Source organism: Pseudomonas sp. MPFS (assembly GCF_022537035.1).
In the GTDB taxonomy this organism is placed as follows: Bacteria; Pseudomonadota; Gammaproteobacteria; order Pseudomonadales; family Pseudomonadaceae; genus Aquipseudomonas; species Aquipseudomonas sessilinigenes.
This window is the reverse complement of record NZ_CP066123.1, coordinates 5,237,015-5,249,210: the sequence shown is the minus strand read 5'-3', so window position 1 is coordinate 5,249,210 and position 12,196 is coordinate 5,237,015. Positions and strand designations below refer to the sequence as shown.

Genomic DNA, 12,196 nt, shown 5'->3' with positions numbered 1-12,196 from the left:
GGGGGCAGAAAGCGGACAGTTCTTGCCGCTTCCTGGCAAAGCCGGTGGCGTCATGGCGTGCCGTTGCGCCCGTGCAACAGGAACCCCGGGTGTTGGCTCAGGCGCTCGTAGTAGGCGCCCACGGCGGGGAAGTCCGGGTGCTCCATGGGGGTCATTTGCCAGCGATTGACCGAGAGCCCGAGGACGATATCCGCCAGGCTGAAATCGTCACCGGCAACGTAGGCCTGTGTACGTGCCAGCTGCTGTTCGAGGATCTGCATCTTGGCATTCCAGACCTGCAGGCTGGCGCCCAGGCGCCGGCTGTCCTGGCAGTCGGGGTGCTGGCGTACCAGGCCCATGAACGCGTAGCTCCAGGAAGGATTGAGTTCCGTGGCCTGCCAGTCCATCCATTGTTCCACCAGGGCCCGGGCCCGTGGAGCGATCGGCAACAGGCCGCTGCCTGGGTGCAGGTTGGCCAGGTAGCGACAGATGCTGTTGGATTCCCACAGGACGCCGGCTTCGTCGATCAGCACGGGCACCTGGGCATTGGGGTTGAGGGCCAGGAATTCGGGGGTGTGGGTCGAGCGAAAGCCACTGCCCCAGTCTTCCTGTTGATAGGGCAAGCCAAGCTCCTCACAAGTCCACAAGACTTTCCTGACATTGATGGACGAGGCTTTACCGAGAATTCTGCAGGGGGTTCCCATGACGCTTCCTTGTTCGTGGTTCGGACGGCCATGGGAATCTATCAGTGTGGCGATGCGGCGGCGACGGTGATGTGGCCTTCGATACGGTTTGCAAGCCTCAGGCGGGATCGGGCAAGGCCGAGGCCGGCAGGCCGAAGACTTTGTCGAACAGCCAGTTGAAGGCGAAGGTGTAGCAAGGAATGAACAGGATCAATGCCAAGTCCAGGAGAAAGGCCTGTACCAGGCTGATGTTCATCCACCAGGCGATCAGTGGGATGAGGAACACGATCAGTGTCAGCTGGAAGCCCACGGCATGGGCGATGCGCCGCTTGACGGTCCGGGTGCGCGAGGCCTGGCGGCTTTCCCAGCGCTCGAACAGGCTGGTGTAGATGAAGTTCCAGGTCACGGCGATGCTGGTGATGATCACGGCCAGTGGGCCGGTGCTGGTGGGCGAGGTGCCGGACAGCAAGGCCAGGCCCAGGGCCGAGAAGGTCATGCCGAATACTTCGAACAGGGAGACGTAGACCAGTTTGCGTTTCACGCCTTGCATGGGGGTTCCTTTGTCTTGAATGGAGTGGCCAGGGCTTAGCTGGCAGGGGCGTGAACGATAACTTCAGTTGGAGTGACAGAAAAAGTCGGAAGCTTTCAGGTTTTCTGATAGGTTGGCGCCATGAATTTCTCCAGTGACAGCATCCAGTTGTTTCTTGCCGTGCTTGAGCGCGGATCTTTTTCTGCGGCTGCCCGGTTCCTGGGCAAGGTGCCCTCGGCGGTGAGCATGGGGATCGCCAACCTTGAGGCCGAGCTGGGTTATGCCTTGTTCGACCGCAGCCATCGCGAGCCGGTGCCCACCCCCCTGGCCTTGTCCCTGGCGCCCCATGCGCGCTTGATCGCCGACCAGCTGCGGCAACTGCAGGTGCATGCCGTCGAGCTGTCCCTGGGCCTTGAGAGCAAGCTGTCGGTGGCGGTGGTGGACGACATCGACAAACAACGGGTATTGGCGGCCATCAAGCTGATTGCCGAGCGCCATCCACTGCTTGAGGTAGAGGTGCTCTGTGCGCCGCAGGACGACGTGTTGCAGTTGCTGCACGATGGGCGGGTCAGTGTCGCGGTGGCGTTCGCCGGCTTGAGCGTCAATGCCCTGGAGTACTTCCAGTACGTGGGCAGCGAGCGCATGACGGCCTGTATTTCCGCCCGCCATCCGCTGTTCCAGGCCAGCGACGGCAGCTTGTACCTGGAGGACCTGATCCAGGTACGCCAGGTGGTGGTGGCCAGCCGCGACTTGCCCATCAGCGACACCCGGCCCCTGGTGGGCGAATCCCGTTGGCGTACCGACAGCCTGGCCATGGCCCTGCACATGGTGGAAACGGGTATCGGCTGGGGCAACTTCCCGTTGTCGGTGTTGCGTCCGTTGTTCGCGGCCGGGCGCCTGCAGCGCCTGCGCTTCAAGAACATCGACAACGGCCTGACCTTGCCGGTGCATGCGGTATGGCTGAAGAACCAGCCGTTGCAGAAGGGCGCCCTGGCCCTGGTGCAGTTGCTCAGCGGCCAGGACCCGGCCCTGGGTCAGCCGCTGATGCCAGGGGCTTAGCCAGTCGGCAGGGCTTGCTGGCGCAGCCAGCGCAGCAACTGCCCGGCCGCCGAGTCTTCGTCGATGGGCTGTGGCGCCAGCAGGTAATAGGCGCTGTCATCGGCGATGAAGCCGAAAGGCGCACATAGCAGCCCACTGGCCAGGTCGTCGCGCACCAGTTGCCAGGGCGCCATGGCCACCCCCAGGCCTGCCACCGCTGCTTGCAGGCTGAAATAGAAATGCTCGAAGACCTGTTCCTGGGGCGTCGCCTGGCCTGGCTGTCGCTGTCGCTGCAACCACTGCTGCCAGGCCTCGGGGCGGGTGGCGCTGTGCAGTCGTGGTGCGTGTTCGCTCAGGCGCGCCAGTCCCTGGTCCAGGGGCGCCCAATCGGCCTGGCGTTCGGGGCGGCAGACTGGGCCGATGCTCTCGTCGAATAGCCAGTGGGCCTGGGTTGGGTGGCTCCAGGTGAAATCGTTGCGGCGAATCGCCAGGTCGATCCCGGCATTGAAAGAGAAGGGCCCGCCGCCGGCCAGCAACTGGATCGACACCTCAGGGTACTGGGCCTGGAATTGCGGCAGTCGCGGGATCAGCCAGCGCATCAACAAGGTTGGCTCGCAGGACAGCACCAGCGGCGCCTTGGGTTCGGATGCGCGCAAGCGGCTGGTGGTGCCTTCGATCAGGTCCAGGGCCTGGCTCACGCTGTGCAACAGTTCATGGCCAGCAGGGGTGAGGAAGACCCGGTGGCTGCGCCGCTCGAACAGCGGCGTACCCAGGTCTTCTTCCAGGGCTCGTACGGCGCGGCTGATGGCGCCATGGGTCAAGTGCAGGGCGGCACCGGCGCGGGTGAAGCTCTCCAGGCGCGCCGCTGCCTCGAAGCAGCGCAGGGCTCCCAGGGGCGGCAGGCGGCGACGCAATGACTGTGAGTTTTTATCACCGTGGGTGTCAGTTTTCATCGTTGGCTGTTTCCGTCGAGGTCCCCATACAGTAGCGCCTGATTCTATAACCAAGGCGTAGCTGTCGTGACCGAACTGTTAGTCGTACTCACTATTACCATTCTCGCGGTGCTCAGTCCGGGCGCCGATTTTGCCCTGGTCACCCGCAATAGCCTGATGCTTTCGCGGCGCCACGGCGTGCTCACTGCCCTGGGCATCGGGCTGGGGGTCATGCTGCATATCGGCTACAGCTTGCTGGGGGTGGGAGTGCTGCTGCAGCAGTCGCTGCTGTGGTTCACGGTGCTGAAGAGCGCCGGGGCGATGTACCTCATCTACCTAGGCTACAAGCTGCTGCGCAGCCCGGCGTCGGCAGGGCAGGAGGCGCTGGTGCAGCGCCAGGTGATGTCCGGTTGGGCGGCCCTGCGCAGTGGCCTACTGACCAATGCGCTGAACCCGAAGACGATGATCTTCGTCCTCAGCCTGTTCATGCAGGTGATTGAGCCGGGAACCCGCTTGCCGGTGCAGTTGGGCTACGGCGCGATCATCGTCCTGGCCCATGTGCTGTGGTTCGTGGCGGTGGCGCTGTTCTTCTCGGCGCCGGCCATCGCTGGCCGGCTGCTGGCCTACAAGCGCCGGATCGATCAACTGTTCGGCGCGGTGTTGGTGGGTTTCGGCTTGTTGCTCGGTGTCTTGAACGTGCGCCCCTGAGGCGCCTCAGGTGCTTTCGCGGACCCTTAGCTCGAAGCCCATGTCCACCACCGGTTCGGCCACGCTGTTGCCGGCCAGGAGGGTCAGCATCTGCTCGGCAGCGCGCCGGCCAATGGCTTCCCGTGGCGTGCTGATGCTGCTCAGGCGCGGCACCATGTATTCCGAGGACGGCAGGTCGTTGAAGCCCAGCACCGCCACCTGCTCGGGAACCTTGATGCCGCAGCGCATGGCTTCCAGCAGGGCGCCCTGGGCCAGGTCGTCGTTGCCGAAGAAGATCGCGTCCACCTGGGGCTGGCTCTGCATCAGTTGCAGGAACAGCTCGCCACCCAGGCCCACGGAGGAGGGGCGGGGGGTCAGCAGTTCCAGGTCCGGGTTGTACAGCCCGGCAGCCTGCAGGGCCCGGCGGAAGCCTTCGCCGCGCAGCAGGGTGCGCTGGTCCAGTTGCGCACCGATGTAGGCCAGGTGCCGGCGCCCACGGGAGATCAGGTGCTGGGCGGCGGTCTCCCCGGCGCTGAGCTGCGAGAAGCCCACGCAGTTGATCCCGGATGCGCTGTCCAGGTCCATCATGTAGACGCAGGGAATGTTGTTGGCCTCGATCATCCGCCGGGCGCTTTCGGTCCGATCGAAACCGGTCAGCAGCAGGCCCCGGGGCTGGTAGGTCATGTAGTTGCGCAGCAGGTTCTCTTCTTCGTCCCGGGAATAGTGGTAGTTGCCGATCAGCACTTCGAAGCCCTTGGGTCGTAGCACCTGGTGGATGGCTTCCAGGGTTTCGATGAACAGCAGGTTCGACAGCGACGGCACCAGTACCACCACCGACTGGCTCTGGGCGGAGGCCAGGGCGCGGGCGGCGGAGTTGACCACGTAGTTCAGCTCCAGCGCCGCCTTCTGCACCTTCTCCACCAGTTCGGTGGCCACGCTGCTGACGCCGCGCAGCGCCCTGGAGGCGGTGATCGGGCTGACGCCAGCCAGGCGTGCGACTTCATTGAGGGTTGGGCGGCCCGTGGTACGGGAATTTTTATCGTTCTTCTGGGTGGTCATCAGACGGCTTGCCAAACAAAATTCAAGTCACTAAGGTAGCGCTGTCCTAAAACAGCTGCAATGCGTGAGCGAGGTGTGCCTGACTCCTCGCTCTTTGGTTTTGGCGGACTATATACGCGGCAACCCACAAAAATGACAAGAAGGCGTCGGCAGACACTGTTTTTGTACTAGAACTAGAACTAGCGAAGGTAGCGCTGTCTGCGCGCTGAGGTCTTATATGAGTCAACCTATTACCGCCCTGGTCATCATGGGCGTTGCCGGCTGTGGCAAATCCAGCGTCAGCCAGGCCCTGTGCCAGCGCAGCGGTGCCACGGCCATTGAAGGCGATACGTTCCACCCTGCCGCGAACATCGCCAAGATGAGTGCCGGAATCCCCCTCGACGACGACGATCGTGCCGGCTGGCTCGACAGCCTGTGCGAGGAATTGCGCCGTGCCCTGGCCGCCGGCCAGCAACCGGTACTGACCTGTTCGGCCCTCAAGCGCCAGTATCGCGAGCGCCTGCGCGCCGCGACCCCCGGCCTGGGCTTTGTCTTCCTCGAACTGACGCCGCAAGTCGCCGCCGATCGCGTGGCGCACCGGCCAGGGCATTTCATGCCATCGACCCTGATCGACAGCCAGTTCGCCACCCTCGAATCCCCGGTGGGGGAGCCGCTCACCCTGGCCCTGGATGCCAGCAACCTGAGCGTCCTGCGCCTGGCCGAGCTGGCCCACCAATGGTGGCTGGCAAATGGCCTCGAACCTTCACGCTAAGTGTCGCCTCGAAAAAGGTAGCGCTATCCCACTCGGCCCTTGTTTTTAACGCTTTAATAAAAACAACAAACCGGAGGCAAACTCATGTTTGGCATGTCCCAAGAGACCTATCTGCTGGTTGATGCAGTGGTCACCATCATCGGGCTGATCGTCTTGATCACCCGCTTCAAACTGCATCCCTTCATCGCCCTGATCATCGCGGCCGGCTTCCTGGGCCTGACCTCGGGCATGCCGGTGGACAAGATCATCAAGGCGTTCCAGGACGGCTTCGGTGGCGTGCTCGGCTTCGTCGGCATCATCCTGGCGCTGGGCACCATGCTCGGCAAGATGATGGCCGAGTCCGGCGGCGCCGATCAGATCGCCCAGACCCTGATCCGCTCGTTCGGCAAGGAACGGGTGCAGTGGGCGATGATGTTCGCCGCCTTCCTGGTGGGGATCCCGCTGTTCTTCGAGATCGGCTTCGTGCTGCTGATCCCGCTGGTGTTCATCGTCGCCCGGCGTACCGGGGTCTCGCTGATCAAGATCGGTATCCCGCTGCTGGCCGGCCTGTCCGCAGTCCACGGCCTGGTGCCGCCGCACCCGGGGCCGCTGCTGGCCATCGGCGTGTTCGGCGCCGATATCGGCAAGACCATCCTCTACGGCCTGATCGTGGCGCTGCCCACGGCGATCATCGCCGGTCCGATCTACGGCACCTTCATTGCCAAGTACATTCCTGGCAACCCATCCCAGGAACTGGTGGACCAGCTGGCCCGCGAACCCCAGAGCAGCGAGCTGCCCAGCTTCAGCGTGACCCTGGTGACCGTGCTGCTGCCGGTGTTCCTGATGCTGCTCAAGACCTTCGCCGACGTGGCCCTGCCGGACGGACACTTCTTCCGCATCTGGATGGACATGATCGGCCACCCGATCACTGCCTTGCTCCTGGCGCTGCTGTTGTCGCTGTACACCTTCGGCTACAAGCAGAACATCGACTCCAAGCGCATGCTCAAGCTCCTGGACGCCAGCCTGGCGCCGACCGCGGCGATCATCCTGATCATCGGTGCCGGTGGTGGCTTCAAGCAGATGCTGGTGACCAGCGGCGTGGGTGATGTGATCGGCCATATGGCGGTCAACGCGCAGATCTCGCCGATCCTGCTGGCCTGGCTGGTAGCGGCGGTGATCCGCATCGCCACCGGTTCTGCCACCGTGGCCACCATCACGGGCGCCGGGATCGTGGTCCCGGTGGTGGGGATGATCCCCGGGGTCAACCGCGAACTGCTGGTGCTGGCCACCGGCGCCGGGTCGCTGATCCTGTCCCACGTCAACGATGCCGGCTTCTGGCTGGTCAAGCAGTACTTCAACATGACCGTGGCCGAAACCTTCAAGACCTGGACGGCCATGGAGACCATCCTGTCGGTGGTGGGCCTGATCTTCATCCTGCTGCTGTCGCTGGTGGTCTGACCTCCTGCGCTACGCCGCCCACAAAAAAACCGCAGCGATGCGGTTTTTTTGTGCCTGTTCGATTGTAGGAGCGGCCGGTCGACGCTCGATTGCCCGCGATGGCTGGCTTGCTGCGTTATCGTTCAGCGCCGGCAAACCTGGCTCCTACAGAAGCTGCATCACGCGCCTTTGTGCACCAGGCCGTCGGCGCGGAACATGCCGCGGATGCCGCGTACGGCCTGGCGGATACGGTCCTGGTTCTCGATCAGGGCAAAGCGCACGTGATCGTCACCGTACTCGCCGAACCCTACGCCCGGCGAGACGCAGACCTTGGCCTCGGCCAGCAGCTTCTTGGCGAACTCCAGCGAGCCCAGGTGGGCATAGGCTTCAGGGATCTTGGCCCAGACGTACATCGAGGCCTTGGGGTTCTCCACCATCCAGCCCAGCTCATGCAGGCCCTTGACCAACACATTGCGCCGTTGCCGGTACTGCTCGGCGATATCGCGCACGCACTGTTGGTCGCCTTCCAGGGCCGCGATGGCGGCTACCTGCAGCGGGGTAAAGGTGCCGTAGTCGTGGTAGCTCTTGATCCGCGCCAGGGCGCTGACCAGCTCCGGATTACCGACCATGAAGCCGATGCGCCAGCCGGCCATGTTGTAGCTCTTGGACAGGGTGAAGAACTCCACCGCAATGTCCTTGGCCCCGGGCACCTGCATGATCGACGGGGCCTTCCAGCCGTCGTAGACGATGTCGGCGTAGGCCAGGTCGTGGATCACCAGCACGTCGTACTGCTTGGCCAGGGCGATCACCCGCTCGAAGAAGTCCAGCTCCACGCATTGCGAGGTGGGGTTGGACGGGAAGCCGAGGATCATCATCTTCGGCTTGGGAATCGAGCCACGGATGGCCTGTTCCAGCTCGGCGAAGAAGTCCACGCCGGGCACCAGTGGCACCGAGCGCACCTGGGCGCCGGCGATCACCGCGCCGTAGATATGGATCGGATAGCTGGGGTTGGGCACCAGCACGGTGTCGCCGTGGTCCAGGGTGGCGAGCATCAGGTGGGCCAGGCCTTCCTTGGAGCCGATGGTGACGATGGCTTCGCTTTCCGGGTCGATGTCGACCTGGTAGCGCTCCTGGTACCAGCGGGAAATCGCCCGGCGCAGCCGTGGGATGCCCCTGGAAGTGGAATAGCCATGGGTGTCTTCGCGCTGGGCGACCTGCACCAGCTTTTCGACGATATGCGGCGGGGTCGCACCGTCGGGGTTACCCATGCTCAAGTCGATGATGTCTTCGCCGCGCCGACGCGCAGCCATCTTCAGCTCGGCAGTGATATTGAAAACGTAGGGGGGGAGTCGATCAATGCGCGCAAAGCGGCGCGGCGAACCTTGTTCGGCCATTGTTGCCTCGAATAGACGTAAGCGCCCGGAACCGTCCGAGCGACGTTGGCCACTGCGGTGGCCTGCGAGGCAGACGATAAAGGCGCCGGCGAGGGCTTGTCCAGAGGAGCGAAAAATTATTTTGCAGGCCGCCCGGGGATTTGCGAGAGCGCAGGCTTTGTCGCTATAACGTGCACGCTTCTTGCCTGCAACGGTTGCGGGCGATACCTGCCCGAGTGGTTTTTCAAGCGCTCCCCAAGGCCCGCAAGCCCTTCGAACAACAGCAGCAAACAGGATGAATGATGGAGTTTACCAGCGGCTTCTTGCTGAGCCTCTCGCTGTGCCTGGACATCGGCGTGGCCAATATCGCGATGATCACCCTGGCCATGCAGCGTGGCTATTTCCAGGGCTTTTGCCTGGGCCTGGGAACCTGTTTCGGTGACTTGATCTATGCGCTGCTGGCCCTGGCCGGAATGACCGTGCTGCTGCAGTACGAGACGGTGCGCTGGGTACTTTGGCTGGGTGGGTCGGCGCTGCTGGTGTATTTCGCAGCGAAGATGCTCTACGCCGCGATCCATCACGATGCGTTGCTCAATACCGCCGGGGAGGTGGAGCGGGGCTCGCCGCGCAAGGAGTTCCTGCGGGGGATTTTCCTGGCCATGTCCTCTCCCAGTGCGATCCTCTGGTTCGCCGCCGTGGGTGGCACCCTGATTGCCCGCTCCGGAGGTGGCAGCATCGTCGACTCCGCCTTGTTCCTTGGCGGCTTCTTCTGTGCCGGGCTGACCTGGACCCTGGGGCTGTGCCTGGCGGCGACCCAGGGCGGCAAGCTGCTGGGGGACAAGCTATTGCGCTATTCCTACCTGGCATCTGCAGCGATCTTCTGCTATTTCGCGGTGTATGTGATCCTTTCCGGTTACCAGGAGTTTATTGTCGATGCCCGGGTAAGCGACCTTCCGGCGCTCTGAGCCAAGAGCCGTCCAAGGGCTTCTATACTTGCCCTCGAACCCATTTTTCAGTGGCAGGAGTGGCATTCATGGATGAGCAAAAACCAGGCACAGGTCCAGAGCCGCGCTTCGAAAGAGGGCATTTCTTGTTGGTCGCCGGTTTCAGCCAGCGCTTCGTTCCTGCCAGCGCCCAGGCGATCAGCCAGCTGTGGCAGCGTTTCATTCCCCATGTCGGCAAAGTGCCGGGCCAGGTCAATGACGTGACCTACGGCGTGCACTCCAACCCAGACGGGCAAGGCGGTTTCGAGTACATCGCCGGGGTCGAGATCAGCAAGCTCGACGATCTGCCGGAACACTACCGCTGGATCGAAATGCAGTCGCAGCACTATGCCGTATTCGAGCACGGTGGCTCATTGCAGGACCTGCCCCGTACCTTCGATTACATCTGGCGTACCTGGTTGCCGCAGTCCGCGCGCCAGGCTGCCGACGAACCCTCGTTCGAACGCTATAGCGCCGATTTCAACCCCGATACCGGCACCGGGGTCGTGGAAATCTGGCTGCCTCTCAAGGCTGCTTGAAGCTGGCGGGGGGCGTAGTCCGCCCCCGATCTACAGCGCGTCCAACGCAATCTTTATGCCGTCTTAATACCGCCCCCTGCAATCAGTGCCCGGCCTTGATGCGCGCTCACCTAACCTGCGTGGCGCAGAGGAGGGCGGTGGACGGCTCGTTCCCGACTCCCTGTCGGCGCCCCTTGCCGGGCGCCTCGAACGGTTGCGCCATGGGTTGCTGATAACGCCCCTGGTGCGACCTCAACGCATTCGAGGGGAGCTGCCTTGCTGACACTGTCATTCATCTACGGCGCCAGTGGTTTTTGCGCTGTGTTGCTGTTCGCCTACCTGGGTTATGCACTGATCCGCGCCGAGAAGTTCTGATGCGCGCTCCCAGTCTTCGCCACCTACCTGCATGCGCCCCTGGGGCGTTCTCGAGAAAGGAAACCAGCCATGTACGACCTGATCTTCGTGGGCCTGTCCCTGGGGTTCTTTGTACTGACGGCCCTGGGCATCGTCGCCATGGGCAAGATTTGAACGGAGCATCGACATGTTGAGTACTGTGCTGGAATACGCGGTGATCCTCGGTCTGATGACCGGGCTCGCCGTGCTCATGGGCAAGTGGCTGGCGCGGGTCTTCAGCGGCCGTGGCCATGCCCTGGCGGAGCGCGCCACTTACCGCCTGTTGGGGATCGACCCTGGCGAGGCCATGGGCTGGGCCCGCTACGGTTCGGCCTTGCTGCTGTCCAACGCGGCGATGATGCTGCTGGGCTACCTGATGCTGCGCCTGCAAGGGCTGACGCCCCTGAACCCGCTGGGGCTGGCGGCGCAGAGCCCGGACCTGGCGTTCAACACCGCCGCCTCCTTCATCACCAATACCAACTGGCAGGCGTACTCCGGCGAGAGCAGCCTGTCGAACTTCAGCCAGATGGCGGCCATCACCTTCCTGATGTTCGTCGGCGCCACCGCCGGAGTGGTGGCCGCCGCCGGCTTCATCCGTGGCTTGAGCCGTTCCAGCTCGGCGGACATCGGCAACTACTGGGTGGATTTCATCCGCGTGCTGTACCGGGTGATGCTGCCCTTGTGCCTGCTGATGGCGCTGGTCTACGTCTGGCAAGGCATGCCCCAGACCCTGGACTCCGAGGCCCTGGCCACCACCCTGGAAGGTGGCCGCCAGCAGTTGATCGTCGGCGCCGTGGCCAGCTTCGAGTCGATCAAGCACATCGGCACCAACGGCGGCGGTTTCTTCAGCATGAACGCCGCGCACCCGTTCGAGAACCCGACGCCGCTGACCAACGTCCTGCACATCCTCAGCATGCTGCTGATTCCTTCGGCGCTGACCTACACCTTCGGCAGCATGCTGCTGCGCCGGCGCCAGGGATGGGTGTTCTTCGGCACCTTCCTGGTGATGTTCGCAGGCTTCCTGGCCATCGTGTTCACTGCCGAGCAGAGCGGCAACCCGCTGCTGACCCTGGCCGGAGCCGACCAGCAACTGTCGGCGACCCAGAGCGGCGGCAACATGGAAGGCAAGGAGCTGCGCTTTGGCATCGCTGACACTGCGCTGTTCGTCACCACCACCACCGGTGCTACTACCGGCTCGGTGAACGCCATGCACGACTCGCTGACCCCCATGGGCGGTTTCGTACCCCTGGCGCAGATGATGCTCAACTGCGTGTTCGGCGGCGACGGCGTGGGCTTCATCAACCTGATCCAGTACGCCCTGCTGACGGTGTTCCTGGTGGGCATGATGATCGGCCGCAGTCCGGAGTTCCTCGGCAAGAAGATCGAGGCCCGGGAGATCAAGCTGGTGATGCTCTCGGTGCTGGCGCATCCGATCTGCATCCTCGGGTTCACCGCCCTGGCGGCGCTCTGGCCGGACACCCTCAACAGCCTTAACAACCTGGGTCCCCATGGTTTCAGCGAGGTGCTCTACGCCTACGCCTCGGGTACCGCGAACAACGGTTCGGCGTTCGCCGGGCTGAACGCCAACACGCCGTTCTTCAACACCACCATCGGCCTGGCGATGCTCATGGGGCGCTTCTTCACCATGCTGCCGATGCTGGCCGTGGCCGGCTCCCTGGCGGCGAAAAAGAACATCCCGGCCGGCGCCGGCACCATTCCCACCGCGACCCCGCTGTTCATGTTCCTGGTGGTGTTCGTGGTGCTGGTGGTCGGTGGCCTGACCTTCCTGCCGGCGCTCGCGCTCGGCCCGCTGGTGGAGCAACTGCAGTTGCTGGCCGGCCAGACCTACAAGTAA

The 12,196-nt window shown here is 63.6% G+C and carries 13 protein-coding genes; 8 read left to right on the top strand and 5 right to left on the bottom strand.

The window, feature by feature from the left end; all coding sequences use genetic code 11:
* Positions 1-50 precede the first annotated feature (50 nt).
* Together I9018_RS23990 and I9018_RS23985 are read right to left on the bottom strand one after the other, a co-directional pair.
* The gene (locus I9018_RS23990) at positions 51-683 is read right to left on the bottom strand and encodes a glutathione S-transferase (protein ID WP_241107665.1); all 633 of its coding nucleotides are present in this window, start codon (positions 681-683) and stop codon (positions 51-53) included.
* A gap of 97 nt (positions 684-780) precedes the next feature.
* Positions 781-1,212, bottom strand: a complete 432-nt coding sequence (locus I9018_RS23985; protein WP_068579293.1) for a PACE efflux transporter — start codon at positions 1,210-1,212, stop codon at positions 781-783.
* A gap of 120 nt (positions 1,213-1,332) precedes the next feature.
* Here I9018_RS23985 and I9018_RS23980 point away from each other — a divergent pair, with 120 nt between their 5' ends.
* On the top strand, positions 1,333-2,250 hold the full coding sequence (locus I9018_RS23980) for a LysR family transcriptional regulator (protein ID WP_241107664.1): 918 nt from the start codon (positions 1,333-1,335) through the stop codon (positions 2,248-2,250).
* Here the strand turns inward: I9018_RS23980 and I9018_RS23975 are convergent.
* The gene (locus tag I9018_RS23975) at positions 2,247-3,182 is read right to left on the bottom strand and encodes a LysR family transcriptional regulator (RefSeq protein ID WP_241107663.1); all 936 of its coding nucleotides are present in this window, start codon (positions 3,180-3,182) and stop codon (positions 2,247-2,249) included. The two genes, I9018_RS23980 and I9018_RS23975, sit on opposite strands and share 4 nt — an antisense overlap.
* Before the next feature lie 66 nt (positions 3,183-3,248).
* Here I9018_RS23975 and I9018_RS23970 point away from each other — a divergent pair, with 66 nt between their 5' ends.
* Positions 3,249-3,869 carry a LysE family transporter gene (locus I9018_RS23970; protein ID WP_241107662.1) on the top strand — a complete coding sequence of 207 codons (621 nt, stop codon included), beginning with the start codon at positions 3,249-3,251 and terminating at the stop codon, positions 3,867-3,869.
* A 6-nt stretch (positions 3,870-3,875) separates the two neighbouring features.
* On the opposite strand, the gene I9018_RS23965 is transcribed toward I9018_RS23970, so the two are convergent.
* Entirely contained in the window at positions 3,876-4,907 is a 1,032-nt protein-coding gene (locus tag I9018_RS23965; protein ID WP_068579305.1) for a LacI family DNA-binding transcriptional regulator, read from the bottom strand.
* Between the two features lie 217 nt (positions 4,908-5,124).
* On the opposite strand from I9018_RS23965, the gene I9018_RS23960 reads away from it, so the two are divergent.
* On the top strand, positions 5,125-5,658 hold the full coding sequence (locus I9018_RS23960) for a gluconokinase, GntK/IdnK-type (protein ID WP_241107661.1): 534 nt from the start codon (positions 5,125-5,127) through the stop codon (positions 5,656-5,658).
* A gap of 84 nt (positions 5,659-5,742) precedes the next feature.
* On the top strand, positions 5,743-7,095 hold the full coding sequence (locus I9018_RS23955) for a GntP family permease (RefSeq protein ID WP_068579313.1): 1,353 nt from the start codon (positions 5,743-5,745) through the stop codon (positions 7,093-7,095).
* A 158-nt stretch (positions 7,096-7,253) separates the two neighbouring features.
* Here the strand turns inward: I9018_RS23955 and alaC are convergent, their stop codons facing one another.
* The gene (alaC, locus tag I9018_RS23950; protein ID WP_068579315.1) at positions 7,254-8,468 is read right to left on the bottom strand and encodes an alanine transaminase; all 1,215 of its coding nucleotides are present in this window, start codon (positions 8,466-8,468) and stop codon (positions 7,254-7,256) included.
* 281 nt (positions 8,469-8,749) lie between these two features.
* On the opposite strand from alaC, the gene I9018_RS23945 reads away from it, so the two are divergent.
* The 4 genes from I9018_RS23945 to kdpA all read left to right on the top strand — a co-directional run bounded on the left by I9018_RS23945 (position 8,750) and on the right by kdpA (position 12,196).
* Positions 8,750-9,412 carry a LysE family translocator gene (locus I9018_RS23945; protein WP_124346980.1) on the top strand — a complete coding sequence of 221 codons (663 nt, stop codon included), beginning with the start codon at positions 8,750-8,752 and terminating at the stop codon, positions 9,410-9,412.
* 68 nt (positions 9,413-9,480) lie between these two features.
* Positions 9,481-9,969: a GyrI-like domain-containing protein gene (locus tag I9018_RS23940; protein WP_124346981.1), complete on the top strand. Its 489-nt coding sequence runs from the start codon at positions 9,481-9,483 to the stop codon at positions 9,967-9,969.
* A 255-nt stretch (positions 9,970-10,224) separates the two neighbouring features.
* Positions 10,225-10,323 (top strand): K(+)-transporting ATPase subunit F, encoded by a 99-nt coding sequence (kdpF, locus tag I9018_RS23935; protein WP_068579325.1) that lies wholly within the window; start codon positions 10,225-10,227, stop codon positions 10,321-10,323.
* 166 nt (positions 10,324-10,489) lie between these two features.
* The gene (gene kdpA, locus I9018_RS23930) at positions 10,490-12,196 is read left to right on the top strand and encodes a potassium-transporting ATPase subunit KdpA (protein ID WP_241107660.1); all 1,707 of its coding nucleotides are present in this window, start codon (positions 10,490-10,492) and stop codon (positions 12,194-12,196) included.